Below are 25,106 nucleotides of genomic sequence, written 5' to 3'. Positions count from 1 at the left end.
TGGTAAAGTCAGCCATCCTGAAATTTTGTGAACCCGGTATGCTCAACTCTCTTTCCGACCTTTTCCCTTCAGGGGTAAGGTTTATGATCTTATCTGCGCTTGGTTTTGCGCTTATGACGGCCTGTGTAAAATACGTCGGCCAGTATGGTATTCCTGTCTTTGAAATCGTGGCAGCAAGGGCGCTGGTATCCCTTGTCATCAGTTATCTGGACGTAAAGAGAAAGCGAATTTCTATCTGGGGAAACAATAAACCACTGCTGTTTTTACGAGGGGTAATGGGCACCATTGCCCTGATGTGTGTTTACTATGCGGTAACCACCCTGCCGTTAGCTGAGGCAACTATTCTTCAGTATACCCACCCGGTATTTACCTCCCTGTTAGCAGTGCTTTTCCTGAAAGAGAAAATACAGTTTTCTACAGTTATCTGTATATTGCTCTGCCTGCTGGGCGTGTTCGCCATGGTCTACCCGTCCATGTCACTGAAGCTTGCTTCTTCACTGCCATTACTGAGTGTACTGGTCGCTATTCTGGGGGCATTCGGCAGCGCTATCGCCTATGTTATCGTCAGAAAACTGAGTAAGAGTGAAGACTCTTCCGTCATTATTTTCTATTTCCCTATGGTGGCACTTCCGGTTTCCCTTGCACTGATTGGCGATAACTTTGTTATGCCTGACTTCCACCTGACCCTGTTCCTGATTTTTATCGGCCTGTTTACTCAGGTTGGGCAAATTGGTTTAACCAAGGCGATGCAGACACAAACGGCCGGCAAAGCTTCTGCTTATTCTTATGTACAAATTGTGTTTTCAATCCTGCTGGGTATCGCTTTCTTCAATGAAGTACCGTCCGCATGGACCTATGCAGGAGGAGCCCTGATTGTTGCCGGTGCACTGGTCAACCTGTTTGGACACAGAATCAGGCTGTTTAACCGCTGACAAAATTCAGGGCAGAGGCGCTATTCGCCTCTGCGATAATTATTTTTAAATTTAATCGATGAGTATGACCACAATGGCAAACAGAGATATTAAGTTTATTGCCGCCGATATGGACGGCACTTTGCTGGACGAAAACAGCAACCTTGATCCGGCTTTTTTTGATATTTTTACACAGCTGGAGAAGAGAGATATCATCTTCGCCGCTGCTTCAGGCCGCCAGTATTACAGCCTGCTGGAAACTTTTGCACCAGTCAAAGATCGCATGATGTTTGTGGCCGAAAACGGCACTCTGGTGATGTATAAAGGCGAAGAGCTTTATAGCAACACCATGAAAAAGAGCTCTACCGATGCAGTGATTCGTACAGCCCGCAACATACCCGGCTCCCATGTCGTTCTGTGCGGAAAGAAATCCGCTTATATTGAGACCGAATCGCAACAGGCCATCGATGAAATCAGCAAGTACTACCATAACTGTCAGTCAGTTGAGGATTTGCTGGCCGTTGAGGATGAGTTTATTAAAGTTGCCCTCTGTCACTTTGATGGTGCGGAAGAGTTAATGTATCCGGGCATCAATCAAGAGTTTGGTCATGATCATAAAGTGGTTGTCAGCGCCAGAGTCTGGCTGGATGTAATGAGCCACGATGCTTCTAAGGGTGCTGCTATCAGGCACCTGCAAAACAGCCTCGGTTTTACTTTCGAACAGACCATGAGTTTCGGTGATTACTTTAATGATCTGGAGATGCTGCAAGAGAGCTACCACTCTTACGCAATGGAAAACGCTCATAAAGGCGTGAAAAAGTATGCCCGCTTTGCCGCTCCTTCCAACAGGGAATCAGGCGTGCTTAAGGTGATTAACCAGCTATTGTCTGAAACAGAGTAGCCCCAATCCCAAAAGTCCATGTAAAAACGGCCTTCATCATTGAAGGCCGTTTTCTTTAAAAATCAAATAACGGTTTACGGACAGGCAACCAGATCCAGTGAATAGCTATTACTGCTAGTGGCTTGTGTATAACGAACATAACAGTTGTTATTTACTAAGGTTGGCACGCTGCCGTTATATACCAGATTAGATTTATCGGTAATAATCAAGGGGCCACTACCACCAATCTTGGTTATTCCCCAATCTTTAGTTTGCTCATAATCTTTGTTAATACCATCGACCAAAACGCTGAGGGTATACCAGTCTGATTCTGGGTAACCGTAACGGAAAATACAACGGGTACTGCAACCATCGATAGGAATAGTGGTTGGGTTGCTACCACCGGCATTAATGTAGGACTCATTCTCTAGGCCATTAATTGCCAATGCACTGTATCCGAGAGAAAGTCCCGATTCGAGTGCCCCTTTTAGCCCTTCTAAAGCCGCATTTCTTGCGTCTGACTGTAGGTTAAGGAAGCGCGGTGCTGCGGTAACGGCCAGAACCCCGAGAATAACAATAACGACAACTAACTCTATAAGAGTAAAACCATTTCTCTTCATACAACAACATCTGACCACTTAATACAACGGAAACAATTTAATTAAAATATAACCAAAGGTCAATGCAATAAAATTAAACTGTTATATAAATCATTACTTTTGTTTGTATATTTTATTTATTAATCTGTTAGTTATTCTAACGTTCATTAATTTAATCACTGATGACAGTTTGATTAATAAATTTCATGATAAATATATTTAACTATCTGAAAACAATGAAAGCGTACTCTATCGACGCTGACAGGAAGTACAACCACAACATGCAGAGCGGGAATGAGGGTCCAGACGTCCACGTTGAATTTTGCAATACGCATTTTTTAATGCACGGCGGGCGGAAAACCAGTCGTCCGGTTTCTGCATAATCAGATAACCGTTAAACCGTTTAGTGAGCGGCTGTCGATATTCATCTATAAACTTACTATCAAAGTCTATTTCAAAATATTCCAGTGCCTGCTCAATAGAGGTAAAGCTGGCAATTTTCTGCAAAATATCAGTCTGACTCAAAATAAAACCCGCATAACGAAAACCGGGTTAGTTTAGCAGATTTATCCTTTGCGGTTATGGCAAATTCAACTCAGCCGCGGCCTCTGATTTACTTTTCTGACAGGCCATGAAAAAGGCAGCCTGTTTGTAAGCTGCCTTTAAGAGAAATAAGCGACTATTTTTTCGAATAGTCAATGATGGTTTCACGATAGAGGGATAATAAGGTGTCACTATCCACCTTAACACCGACATTTTGAGCGGGATAAACACTCCACTCATCATGCATATAACCACGCTTATCTATTTTTTGCATGGTGTGACCTTCTGCCGGACCGTCAGTCACCACTCTTACTGCACCGCTTCGCAGGGTAAACAGAGACGGGTCAATAACATAGGCAATAGCTGAAGGATCATGAACGTGACAACCGTCCATACCGACTTTTTCAGAGTAGAATTTCAGATAGTAACGGCTGACATCCCAGATAAACTGCCCTACTTCTCCGGCATCATCACGCAGCTCGTCCAGGTACTGGCTGGTAAAGAAGCTCTCTTCCGTAACATCCAGCCCGATAATAACAACCGGCCATGAAGCGGTGAACACCTTGTCAGCCGCATGAGGGTCGTCGTGAATGTTCGCTTCAGCATACGGGGTAACGTTACCTCTATGGTCATTCTCACCAAAGGCTCCCCCCATAATGACCACCTCTTTAACCAGATTAACGATCTCTGGATCGGCTTCAAGAGCCAGAGCCAGATTGGTCAGAGGCCCTACGGCAACCAGAGTAATCTCTCCCGGTTCTGCCCTGACACTGTCGATAATATATTGATAAGCAGGTCTGGGATCTGCCGTTACCTCCAGAGATTCCGGAGCTTTTACATCGCCGAAACCAGCTTCACCATGCACCACTACCGTAGCGCCTACCGGCGGGCGTACTAAAGGCTTATCCGTTCCCTTTGCGACATCTGCCTGCATATTGTATTTCTGCTTCAGATAGAGGGCGTTGTGAGTAGCATTGTCTATGGTGGCATTACCGTACACAGTGGTAATGGCCATTAACTCAATTTCCGGGTGGGCTTCAGCAAAAATAATGGCCATTGCGTCATCGATACCCGGATCCGTATCCAGAATGATTTTTTTAGTCATAGGGGTTTTCTGATCAAACGAAAGGGAGGGTTACCTTACCCAGATTGACAGAAAATAAACGTGACCAAACGCTAAAGATAAAACCCTGCTATTTCAGAATAACCTGTATATCGCTTAGCAACTCTTCAACCCAGAGTACGGAATCTTCATAGCTTTGCGCCGTGATGGCAGCTATCAGCCCAAGCTTCTCGGCCAGAATATCCACCTCTTCCCACTCAGCGCACTCATAACTGACCACCAGCGAAAGAATATCCCCCAGAAAACCTTGCCGTTCCAGTAGCGCCTGTTTAACCTCTTTCTCAACAGGAACTGAGGCCATAATATCCTCAAGGGACTGATCCAGGAGTGAATCAAGCAGAGAGAATAACCCGACCAAAAACGCCTGACTGGTCATATTGTTTTTTGCCAGAGTTTCGCAGATTAACTCACAGAACTTAGCTCTCTGTAGCGACAGGCTGTAAAGCGAATCGGGTTTATCACCTTTTACCGTAGAGATAGCCACAAGGGAGACAAACCTTCTTAACCGCTCCTCCCCGAGATAGGCCAGAGCCTGACGGAAGGATTTTACTTCCGTGGTAATGGTGCTGGTTGAGTTAACGTATCTGAGCAACTTGTATGAAAGTGTCACATCCGCGGTAATGATATTTTCCACTTCCTCGTAGTCCACCTCTTTTTTAGCAATGGCTTTACATAGCTGGACCACAGTGAAGAATGAAGCCTGAATCTCCTTTTGCTGAATCATTTCCGGTTTACGGAAAAAGTAGCCCTGAAAAAATTTAAAGCCAGCCCGCTTTGCTCTGACAAACTCTTCGTAAGTTTCTACTTTCTCTGCCAGAAATTTAATTTTGGTTCCGCGCAGCAGGTTAATAAAAGGAGCCGCCTTACTGACAGGAGTTTTATGAATATCAAAACGGATCAGATGGATATGGGGAAGAAACTCCTTCCACGCTTTGTTGGGGATAAAGTTATCGAGTGCGATTTTATAGCCCCGGTCGGAAAGCTCCCGTACGGCCTCCAGCAACTCACCAGTGGGCGGACAATCTTCCAGAATATCGATCATCAGAGAGTCACTGGGAAACATGGTCGGGATTCGGTCCAGCAAACTCTGGTAAGGGAAGTTTACCGCCCCCAGTTTGTTCCCTAAAAGGTTAGGGCCGCTGCCAAGAAAATAGTTAGAAAGCAGAAGGTGAGTGGCATACTCGCCATCAACATCAGGAAATACATTTCTCTGGCTATTGCGAAAAAGAAGCTCATAGCCCACCGTCCGTTTTTCGCTATCCATGATCGGCTGGCGGGCAAAATAGGCGTATTTCATGTTCAGCCTTCAGATGAAATTAAGGAACTATACTCATATTACGCCATTTATACAGATTAAAAAACCGTGTTTAAGTCAGGGTCTCCCTGAAACGAGTCAGCAGCTCTTTCTGCTGCTCTGTCAGGTTGGTCGGTGTCAGCACCTTAATTTTAATCAGCAGGTCACCAGTTTCCCCCTTACGGCTTACCACTCCTTTACCTGTCATCTTAAACTTACGGCCATTCTGAGTACCGGCCGGAATTTTAAGTTTAAAACGGTTCTCCAGCGTTTCTACTTCCAGCTCACCACCCAGTGCTGCAGTCACCATATCGACTTCGGCGTTGCAGATTAAGTCGTTCTCTTCCCTCTCCATATAGGCGTGAGAGCGAATCGCGATTTTTATATACATATCACCGGCTGGCCCGCCGTGAGTACCGGCACCACCTTTACCGGTAAAACGGATTTTTTCACCCTCTTTAATGCCACGAGGGATCTTAACATTGATTTTTTTCTGCTGACCATTAATCGGCAGCTCAACCACTTTTTCTGCACCCTGAATAGCATCAGCGAAATCAACTGTTAACGGAAATTCAAAGTCCTGCCCTTTCTGCGGGCGGGGCTGACGACTGCGTCCCTGAGAGAACATATCTTCAAAACCACCAAAGCCTGAACCACCGAAACCCTGACCACGCTGACGGAACGCATCGCCGAAGATATCTTCAAAACCACCACCGAACCCTTGCGAGCGCCCTTGTCCGCCAAAACCACCATTTTCAAAGGCTGCATGACCAAACTGATCATACTGACGACGCTTGTCGGCATCAGATAAAGCCTCATAGGCTTCTTTGGTCTCTTTAAAGGCCGCTTCTGCAGCCTGATCACCCGGGTTTTTATCAGGGTGGTACTTCATTGCCAGCTTTTTATAGGCCTTTTTAATTTCTCTTTCTGACGCCCCTTTTGAGACGCCAAGTACGCTGTAATAGTCGCGTTTCGACATTCTGTTACCTTACTCAATCTTCTGTGAGGAAATGCTCGCCTCTTTCTGCTGTAGAAGTGTATGGATTTATGCTTATAACTCAACTGTTTCTTTTTGTAGCCAAATGAACCCGCAACGGGATCAGAAACAGATGGCGGAGCTATTACAGTGTTACTGCCTGACTGTCAGTCGTAGCTGTTTGCGAGTGCTGTTTCAGCCACTCCAGTACCGATAAGAAATGGTCCTGCTCGGCCAGTTTGTGAGTAAGGATATTGATATGGTCATAGTCCACCAGATTGCCGTTCTGTTTCGATAACAAGGTAAACCTTCCATCCGGGTGCTGAGTTTCTTTCAGAAAACGGTAAACATCGTCAGCGTGGCCGAGACTGTGGTCGTTTACTCCGGTCAGATACCATGTCGGCGGCCAGCTTACCTTTTTTGTTTCCTTAGTGTAGTTGTAGTTATCGGACGGATCTCTCCACTCACGTTTTTTCACCCAGTGAACACTTTGTTGAATAAACTTCTTGGTCTCAGGTGCCGCACCAATCCGGTAGTATTTTGCATCCAGATAACCCTTTCTGGTTGCAAGTAAGGGGGCCAGATTATTCCAGAACAAGCTTACCTTGAGTAGCCTGTCCCGGTTCCACACCGCTACCCTGCGTTTAGTTCCGAAGCAGACAATAGAGGCAATCCGGTTATCGTATCCTTTAGCGCGGATATAAGCGGCAGAAAAAAGCACTCCACCCCATGAATGACAAACCACATGCAAAGGTTGCTGGCTGACAGAGCAGATATAGCGCATAACGGAAGGAATATCTCTGGCAATCACGTCATATTGGTCATGATTACTATCCTGCTGAATCAGAGGACGACTGCCTCCCTTTCCCCTGAAATCGACCACATAGACATCAAAGCCATTTCGCGCCAGAAAGTTAGCAAGGCCTTTTCTGTCATCCTTATAGAAAATTGCCCCATCCTCAATTACACCGTGAAACATCACCACCACTGGCGCATTCTCTTTTTGCCATATGCGGCGCAGATGGAGTTTATGGTTGTCGACATCAATATAGTGCGACTTATGATTTAGTTGCATGCTTACATTCCGTTGTTATGTTTTTACACTGGTTCTACCAGTGAGTTTTATGCTCTCAAACAAACAGGAAAATGTAAACAACTTGTTAATCTACGCAACTAGCACTACTTTAACCCTTTGCTGCTGTTAAGGTTGAATTCTGTAGCCGGAGTCCGGATACTGATTAAGGTCTTACTTAAGTTAGTAGGTTGTTGATGCAAAACAGGCTTTCGGTTCGTAGTTACACCCTTCAGTCAAAAACCCATTCACACAACTACCACCAGTTGGTGTTTCCGGTTCAGGGTTCTATTGAGATAGAAGTCAGCCGCGGTAATGATGTCAGTTACAGTGGCGTGGTTAGTGTCGGAGACTGTGTAGTAATAAAAGCAGGATGGAACCACTGCTTTAGTGCCCACCAAGCTGCCCGTTTTGTCGTGGCTGATCTCACCAGTTTGCCGCAATGTTTGTCAGAAACAGCTGAAATTAACTTTTCCCTGACGGAACCATTTAAAGCCTTTATGCACTATATTGACTGTCAGTTGTCCAGCCAAACAAGTGCTGCTATTGAACAGAACTATCTCAACTTATTCGACTCCCTGCTTCAGCAACAGCTCACCGGCAAACAGAAAGACAGCCGTATTGAGAAGGTGATTCAGCAAATTCAGTACGACATCTCCCTGCCTCACTCTATTGAGAGTCTGGCAAAAACCGCCTGTTTAAGCCCCACTCAGTTTAAAAAACTGTTCAGCCAGAACACCGGTCTGCCATGTCAAAAATACATCACTCAGCAACGGATGGAAAAAGCCAAGGCTCTGCTGGTCTATACGGATACGCCGCTGCAGATTATTGCAGAACAGGTCGGTTACAGCGATTTCTCGGCATTCAGCCGGCGCTTCTCCGGCTATTTTGGTCAATCACCTAAATCCTTCAGAAAGTCTTCCGCACAAATTTAGTCTGACCAGACATAAAAAGTGTCTTTTCTGCAAAGTAACTTCGTTTAAACCCATTAGCATATCTGTCCATAAACTTCTTTTTTGGATCAGATGATGACCTATTTAACTAAGCACTCACAGGGTAGTATTGCGGTTCTTTTAGCATCGGTATTATGGGGAACCACAGGCACAGCAGCCAGCTTTGCAGAGGGTGTTTCACCGCTGGCAATCGGTGCAGCAACAACCGGTGGTGGCGGGCTGTTACTATGTCTGTTCTCCTTCTCCCTTTATCGCTACTACCTGCCAGTGTTAATAGAAAATAAAGGCCTGATAGCCCTCAGCACACTATGCATAACTCTATACCCTCTGGCGTTTTACTCCTCAATGCACTTTGCCGGAGTCGCCATTGGCACCATAGTTTCCATTGGTTCAGCCCCCATTCTGACCGCCCTTATTGAAAGAATTCTGGATAATAAGCCTCTGGGTAAATGCTGGATATTCGCCTGCGGATTAGGCCTGTCCGGTATCACACTACTTACGCTATCAAAAGGACAGCTATCAACTCATAGCGAGAGTCTTTTAGGCATAGTTTTAGGTCTTATCGCCGGAGCAACCTATGCCTTTTATTCGTGGGGAGCAAGAAAGTTAATCGGGGCTGAGATTCCATCCAGAGTAGTCATGGGCTCACTGTTTGGTTTAGCAAGTTGTCTGCTCTTACCTCTATTGTTTTGGTATGGAGCACCATTGGCAGAGTCAGTCACTAACCTGTCTGTTGCTTTATATCTGGCCGTGTTTCCTATGCTGGGCGGTTATCTGCTATTTGGCTTTGCTCTGGCGCGTATCCCTGCCAGCTATGTCACCACGTTAACCCTGCTTGAGCCTGTGGTCGCCACTTTGCTGTCACTGTTTGTACTTGGTGAAGTACTCAGTCTGTCCGGCTGGAGCGGCCTCCTGCTGATTATGCTCAGTCTGGTTCTGCTTGTTCTGTCCAGCCCGGACTTTCAGACAGGTAGACACCACTCCCGGCTATCTTCAGCAAGGAAAGGTATGCCACATTTTCCGGCAAATTAACTCTCTCAGCCTTGACGTTCGCCAATCTGCTAATACGCTTTTAAAACAGACAAAACAACGGAGGTTTGAATTGGCTAGGTTAATCAAAAGGATATCACTGCTTATAGGTTTGGTATTTGCGGTCAGTCCGTGGGTATACGGCGAACAAATAACTCTGCCCTCGATGAGTAAAGAACAGGTCTACTCCATGCTAAAAACACAACTGGAAAATGATCCGGCTATCGCAAAACTTTCATCTTGCGTCGGAAAAAGTGAAGGTGAAACGCGAAATATTTTGATAGAAACATTTGATCAATGCTGGAAGCTGACACCGCAGAAGTTTGGTAAGAATATTGGCGAGCAAGATATGGCGCCCTTTGCGGAGTGTTATGAAAGTAGATCGGTCAGTGTGTTTAATCTATCGAGAGATGAACTTGAAATCTGTGCTAATAAAATGAACTAACCCACCGGACAAATTTCGACGTATAAGAACGGCCTCATAACGAGGCCGTTCTGCTATTTAGTGATTTGAAGCTGCTGCTATCAGTTCAGGCTTACTTCCACATCTGAGTTAACTTTACAGGAACAAGCCAGTACAAAGCCGTCTTCAATCTCTTGCTCAGTCAGGGTTTCGAGGCTGGTTCGTTCAATCTCACCGACTTTCACTTTGCATTTGCAAGAGCCACAAATCCCGCTGCGACACGCCGCAATCACCGGTACTCCGCCTTTTTCCAGAGCATCGATCAGCATTGAGCCTTTTTCCGCTTCTACACTGGCGCCAAAGGCAGGAACCGTTACGCACACCGCACCACCGGCATCAGCCGCGTCAGCTTCATTGCTGCTTTGCTGCTCTTGTTCCGGTGAAAAGCTCTCTTCAAAGAAGTTGGCCATATCAAACTCAAGTTCAGAAAGATAACTGCGTACATCCTGCATAAAGCCGACAGGTCCGCAAAGATAAACCGTACGCTCAGCAATATCCGGGCTCAGCTCTGTCAGCCAGCTTTTGTCCAGCCTGCCCTGCGGATAATCGGTACCACTGTTGTCTTTCAGCAACAGTTTAAAACGGAAGTTTTCGTGTTTCTCAGCCAGCGCTTCCAGCTCAGAGAAGTAGATGGTGTTGGCTTTGTCTCTGGCCATATGGATAAAGTCGATATCAATATCCACACCCTGTTCCAGCCAGAATTTCACCATTGAAGCCACAGGGGTAATACCACACCCTGCGCTCACCATAGTTACCTTTTTGGCAGGAACACAGTCAATGCAATTAAAGTTACCGGCCGGTTTCAGGGCGGTTACCCTTTCTCCTGCCTGAAGGTTATCAAGGATATAGTTTGAAACCAGACCACCCTCAACGCGCTTAACGGTAAACTGCAGATCAGCCGTATTGGGCAATGAACTGATTGAATACGCACGGTACTCAACACTGTCAGCAAAGGTAAAACCAAGGGTCACAAACTGTCCCGGTTTAAAATCAAACGTCAATCCGCTATCAGCACAGCCTAGTGTAAAGCTGACGCTGTCCGGCGTTTCGTTCCATTTGTCTTTGCAGATAAGTTCGATGGTGTCTGAATGTGTCCAGGCTAACATGCTCAACATCCTTAAATTATAAAAACAGAAAATCCCGGCAACGCTTTCACATTACCGGGAACATAAGGTGCGATTAAGCAGCCAGAATGGTTTTCAGATCTTCTTCAACTGTTGAGATACCGCGCATGTCGAACTCTTTCTCAAGAATCGCCATCAGGTTATCTGTCAGGAAGGCCGGAGCCGTAGGACCTGTGTAGATACCTTTAACACCAAGAGCCAGAAGCGTCAGCAGGATAACAATCGCTTTCTGCTCGAACCATGACAGTACCAGTGTCAGCGGAAGTTCGTTGATGTCACAATCAAACTCTTTCGCCAGTGCCAGAGCAAGCTGAATAGCAGAGTAAGCGTCGTTACACTGACCAACATCCAGCAGACGAGGAATACCGTTGATATCGCCGAACTGGTTCTTGTTAAAGCGGAACTTACCACAAGCAAGGGTCAGGATTACGCTGTCTTCCGGAGCCTGTGCAGTAAAGTCTGTGTAGTAGCTACGCTCAGCTTTATCACCGTCACAACCACCCACAAGGAAGAAGTGCTTAATATTGCCCTCTTTCACTTGCTCAACTACCGCCGGTGCAGCAGCCATCAGTGCGTTACGGCCAAAGCCGACAGTGATCATCTGCTCGATTTCGTCGTGCTGGAAGCCTTCTTGTGCCAGTGCACAATCGATAACAGCGCTGAAATCATCACCTTCTACGTGTGCCACACCCGGCCAGCCTACGATGCTGCGGGTAAACAGACGGTCAGCGTACTGACCTACGTTCGGGTTAAGCAGGCAGTTAGAGGTCATAACGATTGCACCCGGGAAGTTAGCAAACTCTTTCTGCTGGTTCTGCCATGCGCTGCCGTAGTTACCTACAAGGTGCGGATACTTCTTCAGCTCAGGGTAAGAGTGGGCAGGAAGCATTTCACCGTTGGTGTAAACGTTGATGCCTTTACCTTCTGTCTGCTGAAGGATTTTCTCAAGGTCATGAAGATCGTGACCGGAAACCAGAATACATTTGCCTTTCACGGTTTTCACATTAACTTGTGAAGGCTCAGGGTGACCAAAGGTGTCCGTTTCACCTTTGTCCAGCATCTCCATAATGCGGTAGTTCATCAGGCCGATCTGCATTGAAGTCTGTAGCAGCTCCTGAAGCTCAGTAGGATCAGTACCAAGCCATGACATGATTTTGTGGTACTCGCCGTAAACCGCTTCATCAGTCTGAGAAAGCACACGGGCATGCTCAAGGTAGGCAGCAGCACCTTTCAGGCCATACAGGCAAAGCAGGCGCAGACCGATTACATCTTCATGCAGGCTGTCAGCACCACGGTTAACCGCAGCCTGAGGAGCAAGAGCCAGCAGCTCTTCAGCATCAGAAGGAAGATCAAAAGCAGCAGCCGGAGAGAGTTCAGGCAGTTCATAACCCGCTACCAGTGCAGCTGCTTTAACTTGTTGTGAAAGCTTCATTTTGTATGCCTGAGACTGAAGGGCGAACTCAGAAACGCGCTCAGGATCAAAGTTAACATTGGTCAGTGTTGAGAAGAATGCTTTAGGAGCCCACTGATCAACCTCAGAATCAATCACACCTACCGCGCGTCCAAGGTTAGCCCAGAAAGATACCCCTTGCAGAGAGTATACCAGTACGTCTTGAAGGTCAGACACTTCAGCCGTTTTGCCACACATACCCTGAGTGTAAGCACAGCCTTTACCGGCAGGTGTTGAAATAGTTTGCTCGCATTGAATACAGAACATAGTTTTAAGCTCCAGTTAATTATTTTTTATTGGTACTTTGCCAATAGTTTTTAATTCCGCAGCTTAATAGCACAATGCATGCCAATTTTATCTTGTTGTTTTTATTGCATTTTTTATTTCAGTTCGCCTTGACCGATGTATTTAAAACATCATCACTGTTGTGAATTACACATCCTTGATGTGTTGCGAGCAACAAACCTTAGTTAACCACTGATTTTGCATCCACACCCAGCTTTTTCCCCATGCGGTACAGATTACCTCTGTCCAGTTGCAGAAACTGAGCTGCTTTCGCCCATACACCATCACACTGCTGAAGAGCATGTTCGATAAGCTGTTTCTGGAACGCTTCTACAGATTCACGCATAGGTGTTGGTTCAGAAGTAAAGAAAGCACTGCCCGTTCCACTCTTCTGCGGGCTGATTTGCGGCTCAGAGTGGTCAAAATGAATCACATGCTCCCCTTGCTGAATCGCTTTCAGGCTGATTCGCATTAAAGTGTGTTCCAGCTCCCGAACATTGCCTTTCCACTCCATCTTTTCCATCCGGCACAGGGATTCAGGATGGATATAGAGGTTAGGCACCTTAAACTGGCTACGTACTTTATCCAGCAAATAACCGGCCAGTACAGGAATATCTCCCTCGCGCTCTCTTAGTGGCGGAATATAGATTGGGAACACGTTTAAGCGGTGAAACAGATCAGCGCGGAAATTGCCCAGTGACACCTCTTCATGAAGATCCCGGTTAGTAGCAGCAATAATTCTGACATCCACCTGCAAGTTTCTGTCTGCACCTACTCTCTGAACTTCGCCCTGCTGTATCACCCTCAGTAGTTTTGCCTGCAATAACAGTGGCAGCTCACCGATCTCATCAAGGAAAATGGTTCCGCCATCCGCCATCTCAAACTTACCGGCCCGGTTACTTACGGCACCGGTAAAGGCGCCTTTAACATGACCAAATAGCTCACTCTCGGCTATGGATTCCGGCAACGCCGCGCAGTTCACGTAAACCATGGGTTTATCGCTGCGGGATGACTGCTCATGCAGAGCGTGAGCCACCAACTCTTTGCCGGTCCCTGTCTCACCACTAATCAATACCGCATAGTTCGATTGCGCCACCATGCCGATGCTCTCTTTCAGGGATTGCATTTGCGGACTAAGGCCGACCAATTCACCCTGCTTATGCCGAGCCTGCTCAATCAGTAACTGGTTAATGGATTTTTGCTGACGGTTAGACTCCTGCAACGCCTCAAACAGAGTAATATTTCTCAGGGTTGCCGCCGTCATCGCTGCAAAAGTCTCTATCACAATGGCATCGGTTTTATCGAAAGCACCGGTATTCAGGGCATCAAGGGTCAGCAAGCCAACCTGCTTCTCCTCCACATACAGGCTGCAGCCCATACAGTCATGCACATCAATGGTCTCTTGCGGAGCGCCGGACAGCAATCCGTCAAAAGGATCAGGAAGTTTAGAGTCAGCTGAGAAGCGAACCGGCTTTCTGCTGGAGAGGATTTTTTTCAGCCTGGGGTGCTCTTTAGGATCAAACTTGCGGCCAAGTACCGAAGTGGAAAGGCCGCTGACAGCAACCGGCACCAGAAAGTTATTTTTATCCAGAACAAACAAGGCGCTGGCATCACAAGGCAATACTTTATTTACCGCATCAATCAGTTTTTGATAATGCTGGCCTTTGGGTAATTCAGAGGTCAAATCCAGTGCTATCTGAAGCAGCACTTTCTCTAAAGAAGGGGTCATAATACGTCTCAACAACCTGAAGAGGCGTAAAGATAACATAGTGATGTTTATATGACATCACTATGTCCGGTGGATTAACAGCAAATCAGCGACAAGATTAAAGATATGTCGAAAGCTTCAAACTCTTGAGTTGGTTAAGCTAGGAACGGACACCCGTTTCCACGATCTCATCCATCAACCTGTCTAGCTGATGAACCACCTCTTCACTGGAGTTCTCCATAGAGTTAACTGAATCTACGATCTTATCAAGGTTCATCTGCTTGCCCGAGTTCATCGCCGCCCTGCCAAAGTCATGCACCATCTTGTGGGGAGATTCAAGGGAAGAGAAACTGCGCATATGGCTGAACTTATCTTTACCGTCGCCCTTATAATACCAGGTACCCAGCCGGCACTCTGAATGGCTGTTCACCTCTGCCTCAAAGTTTTTATCTTCCAGTTGCTGATAAATACAGTTCTTCCATACGGCATGATCCAGTTTCACCGTATCGAGAAACGCTCTGGTTGAGGCGATACGAATGACTTCCTGCATATGTTCTGAACGGCTAAGAACATCATTCACAACAGAACCAATCTGAGATGATGAAGCGGACACTTCTTCGGCACAATGCTGGTTATCCTCAATCGTGCCTTTTATTGAACCAACCTGAGAAATCACCTGATTAACCAGTGACTCTATCTGAGTACTTGCGTCGTGCGCTTTTCCCGCCAGCGTACGGACTTCATCAGCAACCACAGCAAAGCCACGCCCCGCCTCACCTGCACGCGCTGCTTCAATAGCCGCATTAAGGGCCAGCAGGTTGGTTTGATCAGAGATCTCCTGAATGGTAGAGACTAAATCACTAATAGACGAAGCCGTTTAATCCAGCACTACCGCCGCATCCATACTACTACTGGCCTGTAGCTGTATTTTTTCAGCGCGTGTTTCCAGACGGCCGAGCGCATCATGAGTCTGGCCAAACATTTCATCCAGCTCCCGCAGTGACTCATTCTCTTCAGCAAGGGATTCCGCACTGGAAGCAAGGCCGATTCTGATCGCCTGCAGCATGGCACCACCTTTAAGGCTGTCTTTTATACAGAAGTCCCTCGCATAATGTGAGGGATTTTTTTTGAACTTAATTCTTGGTTCACGATCAGATCTTTAACGGACTTAGTTGAGGGTTTTGAGATGATTAAAAGCAATAGTGATTGGGCTGAAGAGCAATTTGGTCATGCTAAACTTGGAGACCCAAGAAGAACGGCTAGACTTGTAAAAATGGCATCAGACTTAGCTCAGCATCCAGGTAAATCGGTAGTGAAATCATCTCATTCTCCAGCAAGTATGGAGGGCGCTTACCGATTTATTCGGAACGACAATGTCTCATCAGACGATATTGCCGAAGCAGGCTTTAAAGCAACTGCAGATCAAGTTCATCGTTACCCTCTCCTTCTCGCGTTAGAAGATACAACTACCTTAAGCTACAAACATCGCTCTATTAGAGCGGACTTAGGACATGTAAACCAAGGTAATCGTTATAGGGGGTTGTTTGCCCATAGTATTTTGCTGTTTGCTCCTGAAACTCTCGACGTTATTGGGTTAGTTGAACAACAACGATGGACGAGAGATATCAAGACTCGAGGTATCCGTCGTAAGGGGTTGAAACGACCTTATGAAGAAAAAGAAGGTTATAAATGGGAAAGAGCATCACGCAATATGGCAGCCCGTTTAGGTACCTCGATGGTTAACGTAATATCAGTTTGCGATCGCGAGGCCGATATCTACGATTACCTCATTTATAAAATGGCGAATCAGCAACGTTTTGTTGTGCGGTCGATGATGAGCCGTCATATAGAAGAAGGCTCAGACAAGCTTTATCACTTTGCATCAGAACTTCAAAGTGTGAAGCAACGTCAAATCCAAATAGCTCAAAGGGGTGGCCGGAAAGCTCGTGAAGTCACTCTGGATGTAAAATATGCAGCAGTGACTTTAAAAACACCCTCAAACAAAAAAGGAGCTCCTATTTCTCTCAACTATGTTGGCTGCTCCGAAATCGGTGATGGAGAAAAGAGGCTCAATTGGCATATTTTAACTAATGAGCCAGTTAATAGTGCAGAAGATGCATTAAAAATTATTGGTTACTACGAAAAACGCTGGTTGATTGAGGAGTATCACAAGGTCTGGAAAACTGAAGGGACAGGAGTTGAAGAGCTTCGGTTACAAAGTAAAGATAACTTAGATAGGTTAGCAACAATTTATGCGTTTTTAGCAGTAAGAATTTTCCAATTGAAATTTGCCAATGAGCAAATCGAAGACGTTAGTTGTGAGAAAATCTTGTCCTCAAGAGCATGGAAGTTGCTTTGGCTGAAAAGAGTAAAGACACCACTTCCAAAGGAGGTTCCAACAGCAAAATGGGCTTATGAACACCTCGCAAGACTTGGCGGTTGGAAAGACAGCAAAAGAAATGGAAGAGCGTCAGTTAAGACGCTCTGGGAAGGATGGCTCAAACTACAAGCCATCCTTGAAGGCTACGAACTCGCTCTGTCTCTTGAGCAGGACTTGTGATCAAGAGACAGCCTTTAAGGTGGCTTTTCATCAAATCATTACCCAAACTGCACTGCTGACTAGATTCATCAATAAGCTGCTGTTTCGTAGCAATTTCACTGTTCAGCAGCTCTATTTCTGCCTCATAGCTCTGTTTTTGCTCAGCTATTTGTTGCCTTAGTGTCTCGTTTTCTTTTTTTATTTTTCCTGAACCTAACAACATACATAATCTTCCTGAATATGAAACTAAATTAAGTATAGATAATATAAATATCATTGAATATATTGTGAGCAGCTATTTGGGTTCTCTAATATAAGAATTGTGACAAAAACATATGCAACCAATATACAAATCAATAATGTTTTATTTACATTTGCACAGTTTCTACGGAATTTAATGACCACGGTCACAAAGCAGAATAAAATGGAAAAACAAAAAGTTATGTTTAGCGTACCCGTCTGGCATGGCAGGCGCGCAGATAGATGAAAACTCAGGAAAATCGTTGGCAAATAGAATAAATCCGCACTTCCCTTAGGTGGTAAGTACGGATCTATTCTTTAAGGTTTAAAAACAAATCAGGCTATTAACAAATAGTGGTAACATTGCTGTTCAATAAATAGCCAGAATAACAAAAGTTAATTTAACTGGTGCTCTGTTGTAGTTTTAACTGAGCTTTTCTTTCCCACTGGGTAATAAAGGCAACGGCAGCGATAATAATAAATGCCCCCAGCCATAACCTGCCCGGCGGTACCCAGCCAAACACCATCCAGCCGAGCAAAACATTAAGGGGCAACTTGGCATGATCAAATGGCTGAACAAAGGAAGCATCGGCAACAGAATAGGCCTTTACGATGCCCCATTGTGCCAGTGCTGTCATGGCGCCCGCAGCAACAAGAAGTAACCAGACCGTTCCGCCCTGAGGCAGGGACCATTCAGGCAGCGCCAGCAGAATATTAAACGGTGTAATCAGCAGCAGAAGATAAACCACCATGGTTGAAGGCGAGTCATCGGAAGAGAGGCGTTTCACCATCAGAGAGTAACAAGCCCAGAAAAATGCCGCCCCGACAGGCAGCAGAATTGCCCAGCTAAAGTCATCTGCCCATGGCTCGAGAATGATCATAGCACCGATAAAACCGGCCAGTGTCGCGCCGCCACGGGCGAAACCCACCTTCTCTTTCAGAAACAGGCCTGAACCCAATGTGGCAAACAGAGGTGAGGTCATCAGCAGCGCAATGCCCTGCCAGATAGGTACAGGATAAGCTAATGCCCACATCCATAACTGAATACCGATTACCGACAAAAATATACGAAAGATATGCCATTTAAGATGGCGTGTTGAAAGAGAGCGGCGGATACCGAGTGACTTCAGATATGGAAGAATCACCACCAGCGCAATGGCGTACTGGCGTACTGGATCAGTGCAACGGTTGTAGAAGCTAAACCAAAATGAATACTCAGATACTGAGCAAGGCTATTAACAATAGCAAAGGCTAAACCGGCGGTTAACATCCAGCTTGCACCCTGCAACGGAGAGTGAGACGACATAAAAACCAAACTGTGTAAAAAAGATGCCGCTATGATAAAAGAAAAAACTTATAAACCAAACTGTTAAATACGCAAGGGAAGTTCTCAATTTCTCCTATTATACTAGTGAAGTTTTCTGCTCGCCATCTCTTCAGCCAGCGCTTCCGCCCGGCTTCTTACTTTCATTAGCTCGGAGTAATCCGCATCTTCATCAATGGCTAACTCAATTTGATCATCGGCATTACACAGGCAACCATTATGAACTTCATGGAGGCTGTCGAGATAGAGCTGTGAAACAGGATCGAGACGCCGTCCTTCTACCTTCTCCAGTACTTTTTTCAGTTGTTGCGAGCAGTGTTCAATAGCGGCGGGGTTCTCATTCCGGCTGGCGGTTTTATACAGTTTCAGTAGGTTGTTTAACTTGTGACTAAGCATAGTGCCTCTCCATCACCTATTCTCATATGTCCGTCTCTATGAGTGTCCGGTGTGTAACTGGACGGTAAATTGCACCCAAATCCTTAGAAGCAAAGCATAGATAATTTATATATTCCTAATATCAAATATTCCTTTTGATAATGCACTCAATAAATCTCAGCCAGACGTCAGCTTTGTACGAATATCACTTTTTTCTGTAACACGTCGTTTTCACACTAGTCTCGTTTGGGCAGATGATAACACCACTATTGAGCTATTTATCAAATAACAAAATAGTTCCCTGCAACTCGCTTTTTATCTCTGTTTTTCTTTTCTGTTTGAGGCTTAGCTTACAACGGGTATCATCTATACTTTGTCTTGTAGAGCTTTTAAATCTTTTAAGTGAGCGAATAGAGAAATGATTAGAGCGATTTTGCTAAGCCTGTTATGTGCTCCTGCAGTGTTGCACGCCAATGTTGTGTCAACCCCGACACCTAACGTAGAAGTTAAAGTAGACTCAAGCCTGTTCCAGCGGGTTTGCTACTACGAAGACAGAGCCTATTCCCTCGGTGCCATTCTGAAAGTGGGTGACTACTATATGATCTGTAAAGCGGAAAACAGCTATGAGACAAACGGCAAGCTTAAGTGGTACCCATTGGATTACACAACGCAAAACTAGTTATTGTAACAACCTGCCATTCTCTGCCATGCCGGCTCAGCTTAGCCAGAAACTGACAAACACTGGTTAATATTGTGACAGTAGGATTGACCTGCTACTCTGCCAATAAAACAAGGCATGAGGCAATGGCGTGATCCCCAAACAGACTCAAAGATTACAATTTCGCAGGCTGACACAGCAAGACAGGCAGTTTATCTTCCGGCTTTATAGCTCAGAAGCGTTTATCCGGTATATCGGTGATCGCGGGATTAAAAATGAACAGGATGCAGATAAGTTTATTCAGGACAACTTGTTGCCCCTGTATGAGTCCCCGGGAATGGGACTGTTTGCTGTAGAGCACCAAGGGGAAGCCATTGGCATCTGTGGCCTGCTGCAAAGGGATAACCTGCCCCATCCGGATATCGGCTACGGCTATCTTAATCGCTTTACAGGCCAAGGCTTCGCCTATGAAGCGGCTAAGGCAACCATAGATTTTGCAGAAAATGAGTTAGAAGTCTCTACTTTGCTAGCCACTACCACTTTTGACAACCAAGCCAGTATTCAGCTACTTAACAAGCTTGGTTTTCACTTTGTTAAAAAGCAGCCGCAAACGGAGCAACAACCTGTTACCCATCTCTATAAGCGCGAGAAGTAAAAGATAAATGAGAGAGGTAAAAAAGCACGCTAAACAGCGTGCTTTTTGAATTCTGGGTCGTACGGCAATTTATGCCTTGTGTTACTTCTGACCTACCGCCATTAGCACCTTCAGCGTACCTTGTTCGCTGGTAATCTCAAAAGGAACAGATATTGCCACCGAGTTAAACCCGGCCTTAGTTAGGGTTTTCTTTGCCTGTTTTTCCGTTAACCCTTCTTCGCCTTCTGATGCCAGCCAGTCCCAGTGGACAAACATGCCATCCTCTTCCAGCAATGAATAAACCAGAGTGGCCGCTTCCTGATAATCCTCCAGAAACCCACACACAGATGAGGCAACTACACAGTCAAACTGCCCCCTGAATGCCGGGTGCTGCGCTATTAAGCCTCGGGTTAGTTGGTCAACAACAGGTTCAACATTAATCAGCATTTTTTTGTCCAGCTCTTCTATCATAAGTTCTGAGCTGTCCAGTGCCACTATCTCTTTTGCCAGCGGCGATATCTTCTGACTTAGCAGGCCGGTTCCGCAACCGAAATCAATAACTCTCTTTCCAGACAGATTAATCAGCTTAGTAAGTTGAGCAAATGCCTGCTCGGCAAATTCACCCGTGGCTTGATTGCTTTCCCACTTCGCTGCGTCTTCATCCCAATTATGAGCCATTTGGCCTCCGTAATACTTCCTTTTGGTCAACTGCACGACATATGGTAAACAAATTACCAACGGGCTTCACGCTCTAATCGCTATCTTTTGCCATTTTTTTCTGTGAACCCCACTTAGTTCACCTTATGCGTGTTAAATATGAGTAGAATCAAGTACTCTTACAAGGTTAACCGGAAACTAATCCGGCTGTGTTGGTGCCACTTTTCCGTGCGGAGTAGCGATGAACCTTTCCCATATTGAAGCCTTCTGTAAAGTCGCAGAAACGGGCTCAGTTTCTGAGGCTGCCCGTCAGCTTGAGTGCAACCGCACCAAACTCAGTATGGCAATAAAAGCGCTGGAAAAGGAGCTGGGCGTTACCCTTTTTGAGCGTAGCGGCAACCATGTCAGCCTTTCCGAGGCTGGTAAAGCCGTGTTTAAGGATTGCGAAAGCTTGCTGGTCACCTTTGCCCGGATTAAACAGACCTGCAGCCATGTCAGCGGCGAATTTAATGCCGAAGTGTGGATAGCGCGGGATGACTCTTTGCCCGACGAGTTCTGGCAGGATCTTGCTCATCAGTTAAACAACCGCTTTCCGGCCACGTCCTTTAATATTGTGCTCGCCTCCAGTGGTGATCTGGCCAATTTAGTGGAGACCCGTCAGGTCGACTTCGCTTTTGGCGTCGATTATGAGCGTATTGACGACCCGAGAATCACCTTTCAGCCACTGGGTAAAATCCGCATGATGTCCGTTTGTAAGGCGGGCCACCCCCTTAGCCGTATGCGCAGAGTGTCCGACGAAGTTCTACGTAACCATATGCAAGCTTCTATGGTTTACCTGAATGAGAAGGATAATCCGGAGCTGCAACCCTTCTCACTGAAATATATCGGCTTTTCCAGCTTCGACTATATGCTAAACACCATATTGTCAGAAGAAGCATGGGGCGTACTGCCCGAACCGCTGATCCGTCATTATCTGAGAAAAGAACAACTGGCCGTTATTAAGCATACTTATGGTTTAACTCAGGAAGATTACTGCATGTTTACCGCCGCCGGAATGGCGGAAGATCCGCGTATGGAATGGCTGACGGATCAGCTTAGTGATTTTCTGTTCGACTTCTGACCCTACTCTTGCCAATCACTGAGTGTCACTTTTTATGACAGATTAATATGCCACTTATCCCTATGAAAAAGTGAAGAATATTTAAACCAGACTAAATAAATCCGTTAGTTACAAACCAGTTTTAACTGGTAACTCGCCGGCTGATTGTCAATATTAATGACAGGTTTTAAGCGGAATATTTTATGCCAGTCAGCCACAGCAAATCAGAACATAACCAAGAGAAAAGTAACCACAAGGAAACTCGCATCCTTGCCGTCTCTGCTCTTTTAGCACTCGCCTTTGCTCTTGGCGGGCTGATTTTAGGCATAATGGCTGATTCGCTGGTCATTCTGTTTGACGGGTTTTACTCCCTTGTCAGCCTGCTGCTTACCCTGCTCTCTCTAGTGGTTTCCCGTTACTTTCTGACACACCCAGACGCCAAACCCAGACTGGAACCCTTGGTTATAGCCCTGAAAGGCGCGGTCATTTTACTGGTTGTGGCGGTCTCTCTTCATTCTGCCGTGATAGCCCTGTTTACCGGCGGACGGGAAATCGATATCTCTATCGCTTCGCTATTTGGCATAGCAAATGTGCTTGGCTGCGGTTTTACCTGGTGGTATATCGTAAAACAGAGCAGCAATCGTACTTCTCCTCTTGTTGAAGCTGAAGCCAAACAGTGGAAAATGGATACCTTGTTGAGCGTGGCAGTAACTTTGGGCTTTGTTGTTGCATTTGTACTTAACTTCACCCCATTTGCCTACTTAGCGGTTTACGCCGACCCGCTAATGATGTGCCTGATTTCCGCCTACTTTATTAAAGTACCATTGGATATGGTGACTGAGTCTGTCAGTGAACTGCTGGCTGTCAGTAAAGCCGATGGCAAGTTCAGGGAAGTAGCCTGACGGAATGGAAAAGTAACATAGAAACAGGGCTGCAACTGCAGCCCTGTTTCTATTTAAATACTCTATCACTTTTTACTCTGGAAGTGCTCAGCCAGTGAGACCCGTCTGGCGGGACCGACGTTTTCTTGTTTTGGCAGGGTATGTTCAAAGCCTTCCTTGATAAAAGAGGTAGCGTGGCCACCACCGGTAACCCGGCGCAGGCGTTCATCATCGTTACCGAACACCTGTAGCTCTATTAACTGGTCGCCAGTACGATAGGCAACAACATTGCCGTCGAAGGTGAATGAGGTGGCAAGATAGCGGTTATCTTTCATTACCCCGTCAACGCTGAGAATAAATTCATCCCGCGCCCATTCCGGGCCGCCAATCTCTGTCCACTTGCCGTAAACCCTTATAGGATCAACATGTTCACGGTAGCTGACAATACCTATATAAGTACCGGCAACAGTCACTACCGTAAGCAGAAACAGCCAGGTATACATACCACGGGAGATTTTCTTCTCCTGCTTACGTGCATTACTACGGCTGTTTTTTTTGTTTTGAACAACGGGTGCCATCTGTTTCTCTATGTCTACCTTCTATCCTAAGCCTAGCTCAGGAAGTTAACTTAGACATCAGTATATGCATTTATCGTTGCAGTTAATACAAGTAGTTTTACTGATAACTACACGTTATGAGGCTGGTTCAATATCCCAGCTATGGGTCATGGTTACCCCTTCACCCAGCATAAGACAGACAGAGCAATACTTTGTCAGAGAGTCTTCCGTCACTTTAGCAACCACTTCTGGATCAATATTTTCACCGCTAACGGTAAAGTGAATATTTACGGAGGTAAAGATACGCGGTGCGGTTTCCCTTCTTTCAGTTGTTAGTGATGCGGTACAACCCGTTACCTTTTGACCAGCTTGTTTTAGCCCATCCACAACATCAACTGAGCTACAACCGCCCGCTGCCATCAGTACCATTTCCATCGGGCTAGGTGCGGTTTCTCCGCCGTTACCGTCCATCACTACAGAATGACCGGACTGAGATAACCCGTTAAACTTAAGATCTTCTACCCATTGAACTTCGGCTTTCATGTTACTTCCTATTTTTGCTTATTATATAAAAAGGGAAGCTATATGCTTCCCTATATACTTTAGTGTGACAAACTATAGCCGTTTCCAGAGCAGTTATAAATACTTAACCGATACCCCTTCGCTATTAAACAGGTGAATCTTCTCAGGTTCCGCTTTCAGGAATACCTGCTCACCCTTGTGCAGATCGATAATGCCCGGAATCTTAGCCACAACAGGCTCTTCGTGGTCCGCAACATCGATATGTAAAAGCGTCACTTCACCCAAAGATTCCACAAACAGTACATTACCGGAGATAAAGGCATCTGCCTCTTCGGCCAGCTGGAAATCTTCAGGACGAACACCTACCTGCACTGCATCACCAGTGAGTGATTCAGGGCACGGGAACGGAAACTCTGCCATATGGCCGTTAGAGAAGCGAACCTTACCCTGCTCACCGCCGCCTACCAGCTCAGCAGGCAAAATATTCATTGCCGGTGAGCCGATAAAGCGGGCCACAAAGATATTGGCCGGATTGGTATAAAGCTCCAGAGGTGTACCCACCTGCTCAATGCGGCCGGCAGACAAGACGACGATTCTGTCCGCCAGTGTCATGGCTTCAACCTGATCATGGGTTACATAGATCATGGTTGTCTGATCCATCTTCTCTTTCAGGTTAGCAATCTCAATACGGGTTTGTACCCTAAGCGCCGCATCAAGATTCGACAATGGCTCATCAAACAGGAACACCTTAGGATTACGCACAATAGCGCGGCCGATGGCCACACGCTGACGCTGACCACCGGAAAGCGCCTTAGGCAATCGATCCAGATAAGGAGTCAGTTGCAGCATCTCCGCCGCTGCCGTTACCCGGCTGTGGATCTCCTCTTTTGACTCTTTGGCAATACGCATGGCAAACGCCATATTGTCATAGACCGTCATATGCGGATAAAGAGCATAAGTCTGGAAAACCATGGCGATACCACGCATGGCGGCAGGCAGGTCATTGACCCTTGCACCCTCAATTTCCAGATCACCACTTGTTATCTCTTCCAGCCCGGCGATCATTCTCAGCAGAGTCGATTTACCACAACCCGACGGACCAACAAAGACAATAAATTCACCAACATCGATATCCAGATCAATCCCGTGAAGAACCTCTGTCTCTCCGTAAGCTTTTTTTACATTTGTTAATTTCAAACCAGTCATTGAA

Annotated in this window: 26 protein-coding genes and 3 pseudogenes; 10 read left to right on the top strand and 19 right to left on the bottom strand. The window is 46.0% G+C overall.

Annotation, left to right across the window (positions count from 1 at the left end; translation table 11 throughout):
* Positions 1-38: 38 nt before the first annotated feature.
* A complete protein-coding gene (locus tag PK654_RS18035) occupies positions 39-932 on the top strand; it encodes a DMT family transporter (RefSeq protein ID WP_271700456.1) in 894 nt (297 codons plus the stop codon).
* Between the two features lie 73 nt (positions 933-1,005).
* On the top strand, positions 1,006-1,812 hold the full coding sequence (locus PK654_RS18030) for a Cof-type HAD-IIB family hydrolase (protein WP_271700455.1): 807 nt from the start codon (positions 1,006-1,008) through the stop codon (positions 1,810-1,812).
* 74 nt (positions 1,813-1,886) lie between these two features.
* Here PK654_RS18030 and PK654_RS18025 read toward each other — a convergent pair whose 3' ends face one another.
* From PK654_RS18025 to PK654_RS18000, 6 genes are all read right to left on the bottom strand, one after another.
* Complete coding sequence (locus PK654_RS18025) at positions 1,887-2,411, bottom strand: prepilin-type N-terminal cleavage/methylation domain-containing protein (protein ID WP_271700454.1); 525 nt, start codon at positions 2,409-2,411, stop codon at positions 1,887-1,889.
* Between the two features lie 228 nt (positions 2,412-2,639).
* Complete coding sequence (locus tag PK654_RS18020; RefSeq protein ID WP_271700453.1) at positions 2,640-2,915, bottom strand: nitrogenase-stabilizing/protective protein NifW; 276 nt, start codon at positions 2,913-2,915, stop codon at positions 2,640-2,642.
* 154 nt (positions 2,916-3,069) lie between these two features.
* Positions 3,070-4,038, bottom strand: a complete 969-nt coding sequence (locus PK654_RS18015) for a nucleoside hydrolase (RefSeq protein ID WP_271700452.1) — start codon at positions 4,036-4,038, stop codon at positions 3,070-3,072.
* 88 nt (positions 4,039-4,126) lie between these two features.
* The gene (locus PK654_RS18010) at positions 4,127-5,353 is read right to left on the bottom strand and encodes an EAL and HDOD domain-containing protein (protein WP_271700451.1); all 1,227 of its coding nucleotides are present in this window, start codon (positions 5,351-5,353) and stop codon (positions 4,127-4,129) included.
* Positions 5,354-5,423: 70 nt separating this feature from the next.
* A complete protein-coding gene (locus PK654_RS18005; protein ID WP_271700450.1) occupies positions 5,424-6,329 on the bottom strand; it encodes a DnaJ C-terminal domain-containing protein in 906 nt (301 codons plus the stop codon).
* Positions 6,330-6,471: 142 nt separating this feature from the next.
* Positions 6,472-7,401, bottom strand: coding sequence for an alpha/beta fold hydrolase (locus PK654_RS18000; RefSeq protein ID WP_271700449.1), 930 nt, complete (start codon positions 7,399-7,401; stop codon positions 6,472-6,474).
* Between the two features lie 194 nt (positions 7,402-7,595).
* On the opposite strand from PK654_RS18000, the gene PK654_RS17995 reads away from it, so the two are divergent.
* From PK654_RS17995 to PK654_RS17985, 3 genes are all read left to right on the top strand, one after another.
* Positions 7,596-8,333, top strand: a complete 738-nt coding sequence (locus tag PK654_RS17995) for an AraC family transcriptional regulator (protein WP_271700448.1) — start codon at positions 7,596-7,598, stop codon at positions 8,331-8,333.
* 90 nt (positions 8,334-8,423) lie between these two features.
* Positions 8,424-9,383, top strand: a complete 960-nt coding sequence (locus PK654_RS17990) for a DMT family transporter (protein WP_271700447.1) — start codon at positions 8,424-8,426, stop codon at positions 9,381-9,383.
* A gap of 70 nt (positions 9,384-9,453) precedes the next feature.
* Positions 9,454-9,825 carry a hypothetical protein gene (locus tag PK654_RS17985; RefSeq protein WP_271700446.1) on the top strand — a complete coding sequence of 124 codons (372 nt, stop codon included), beginning with the start codon at positions 9,454-9,456 and terminating at the stop codon, positions 9,823-9,825.
* An 80-nt stretch (positions 9,826-9,905) separates the two neighbouring features.
* Here PK654_RS17985 and PK654_RS17980 read toward each other — a convergent pair whose 3' ends face one another.
* The 6 genes and pseudogenes from PK654_RS17980 to PK654_RS23055 all read right to left on the bottom strand — a co-directional run bounded on the left by PK654_RS17980 (position 9,906) and on the right by PK654_RS23055 (position 15,476).
* A complete protein-coding gene (locus tag PK654_RS17980; protein ID WP_271700445.1) occupies positions 9,906-10,949 on the bottom strand; it encodes a hybrid-cluster NAD(P)-dependent oxidoreductase in 1,044 nt (347 codons plus the stop codon).
* Positions 10,950-11,022: 73 nt separating this feature from the next.
* On the bottom strand, positions 11,023-12,684 hold the full coding sequence (gene hcp, locus PK654_RS17975; RefSeq protein WP_271700444.1) for a hydroxylamine reductase: 1,662 nt from the start codon (positions 12,682-12,684) through the stop codon (positions 11,023-11,025).
* A 199-nt stretch (positions 12,685-12,883) separates the two neighbouring features.
* Positions 12,884-14,431: a nitric oxide reductase transcriptional regulator NorR gene (norR, locus tag PK654_RS17970; RefSeq protein WP_271700443.1), complete on the bottom strand. Its 1,548-nt coding sequence runs from the start codon at positions 14,429-14,431 to the stop codon at positions 12,884-12,886.
* A gap of 139 nt (positions 14,432-14,570) precedes the next feature.
* Positions 14,571-14,960 (bottom strand): CZB domain-containing protein, encoded by a 390-nt coding sequence (locus tag PK654_RS23065; protein WP_443088764.1) that lies wholly within the window; start codon positions 14,958-14,960, stop codon positions 14,571-14,573.
* A gap of 39 nt (positions 14,961-14,999) precedes the next feature.
* Positions 15,000-15,254 (bottom strand): annotated as a pseudogene (locus PK654_RS23060) (methyl-accepting chemotaxis protein); the annotation flags it as partial.
* Between the two features lie 33 nt (positions 15,255-15,287).
* Positions 15,288-15,476, bottom strand: coding sequence for a hypothetical protein (locus PK654_RS23055; RefSeq protein ID WP_443088762.1), 189 nt, complete (start codon positions 15,474-15,476; stop codon positions 15,288-15,290).
* A gap of 120 nt (positions 15,477-15,596) precedes the next feature.
* Between PK654_RS23055 and PK654_RS17960 the strand changes: the two genes are divergently transcribed.
* A complete protein-coding gene (locus tag PK654_RS17960; protein WP_271695076.1) occupies positions 15,597-16,970 on the top strand; it encodes an IS4 family transposase in 1,374 nt (457 codons plus the stop codon).
* On the opposite strand, the gene PK654_RS17955 is transcribed toward PK654_RS17960, so the two are convergent.
* The 3 genes and pseudogenes from PK654_RS17955 to PK654_RS17945 all read right to left on the bottom strand — a co-directional run bounded on the left by PK654_RS17955 (position 16,909) and on the right by PK654_RS17945 (position 18,909).
* Positions 16,909-17,172, bottom strand: coding sequence for a hypothetical protein (locus PK654_RS17955; protein ID WP_271700442.1), 264 nt, complete (start codon positions 17,170-17,172; stop codon positions 16,909-16,911). The genes PK654_RS17960 and PK654_RS17955 overlap by 62 nt on opposite strands.
* Positions 17,173-17,590: 418 nt before the next feature.
* Positions 17,591-18,495 (bottom strand): annotated as a pseudogene (locus PK654_RS17950) (DMT family transporter).
* A 102-nt stretch (positions 18,496-18,597) separates the two neighbouring features.
* The gene (locus PK654_RS17945; RefSeq protein ID WP_271700441.1) at positions 18,598-18,909 is read right to left on the bottom strand and encodes a hypothetical protein; all 312 of its coding nucleotides are present in this window, start codon (positions 18,907-18,909) and stop codon (positions 18,598-18,600) included.
* Positions 18,910-19,306: 397 nt separating this feature from the next.
* Between PK654_RS17945 and PK654_RS17940 the strand changes: the two genes are divergently transcribed.
* Together PK654_RS17940 and PK654_RS17935 are read left to right on the top strand one after the other, a co-directional pair.
* Positions 19,307-19,567: a DUF1496 domain-containing protein gene (locus tag PK654_RS17940; protein WP_271700440.1), complete on the top strand. Its 261-nt coding sequence runs from the start codon at positions 19,307-19,309 to the stop codon at positions 19,565-19,567.
* A 130-nt stretch (positions 19,568-19,697) separates the two neighbouring features.
* A complete protein-coding gene (locus tag PK654_RS17935) occupies positions 19,698-20,201 on the top strand; it encodes a GNAT family N-acetyltransferase (protein WP_271700439.1) in 504 nt (167 codons plus the stop codon).
* Positions 20,202-20,282: 81 nt separating this feature from the next.
* On the opposite strand, the gene PK654_RS17930 is transcribed toward PK654_RS17935, so the two are convergent.
* Positions 20,283-20,858: a class I SAM-dependent DNA methyltransferase gene (locus PK654_RS17930; protein WP_271700438.1), complete on the bottom strand. Its 576-nt coding sequence runs from the start codon at positions 20,856-20,858 to the stop codon at positions 20,283-20,285.
* Between the two features lie 220 nt (positions 20,859-21,078).
* Here PK654_RS17930 and PK654_RS17925 point away from each other — a divergent pair, with 220 nt between their 5' ends.
* Together PK654_RS17925 and PK654_RS17920 are read left to right on the top strand one after the other, a co-directional pair.
* Entirely contained in the window at positions 21,079-21,957 is an 879-nt protein-coding gene (locus PK654_RS17925) for a LysR family transcriptional regulator (protein WP_271700437.1), read from the top strand.
* A gap of 182 nt (positions 21,958-22,139) precedes the next feature.
* A pseudogene (locus PK654_RS17920) lies at positions 22,140-22,805 on the top strand (cation transporter); the annotation flags it as partial.
* A gap of 98 nt (positions 22,806-22,903) precedes the next feature.
* Here the strand turns inward: PK654_RS17920 and PK654_RS17915 are convergent.
* The 3 genes from PK654_RS17915 to PK654_RS17905 form a co-directional block, all read right to left on the bottom strand.
* Positions 22,904-23,395, bottom strand: a complete 492-nt coding sequence (locus PK654_RS17915; RefSeq protein WP_271700436.1) for a DUF2850 domain-containing protein — start codon at positions 23,393-23,395, stop codon at positions 22,904-22,906.
* A 114-nt stretch (positions 23,396-23,509) separates the two neighbouring features.
* Positions 23,510-23,917 carry an OsmC family protein gene (locus PK654_RS17910; protein WP_271700435.1) on the bottom strand — a complete coding sequence of 136 codons (408 nt, stop codon included), beginning with the start codon at positions 23,915-23,917 and terminating at the stop codon, positions 23,510-23,512.
* Between the two features lie 93 nt (positions 23,918-24,010).
* Positions 24,011-25,102, bottom strand: coding sequence for an ABC transporter ATP-binding protein (locus PK654_RS17905; protein WP_271700434.1), 1,092 nt, complete (start codon positions 25,100-25,102; stop codon positions 24,011-24,013).
* Positions 25,103-25,106 lie beyond the last annotated feature (4 nt).

The organism is Vibrio sp. SCSIO 43137 (assembly GCF_028201475.1).
Lineage (GTDB): Bacteria > Pseudomonadota > Gammaproteobacteria > Enterobacterales > Vibrionaceae > Vibrio.
The sequence above is the reverse complement of the archived record's forward strand: the minus strand, read 5'-3'. Positions and strand labels throughout refer to the sequence as shown.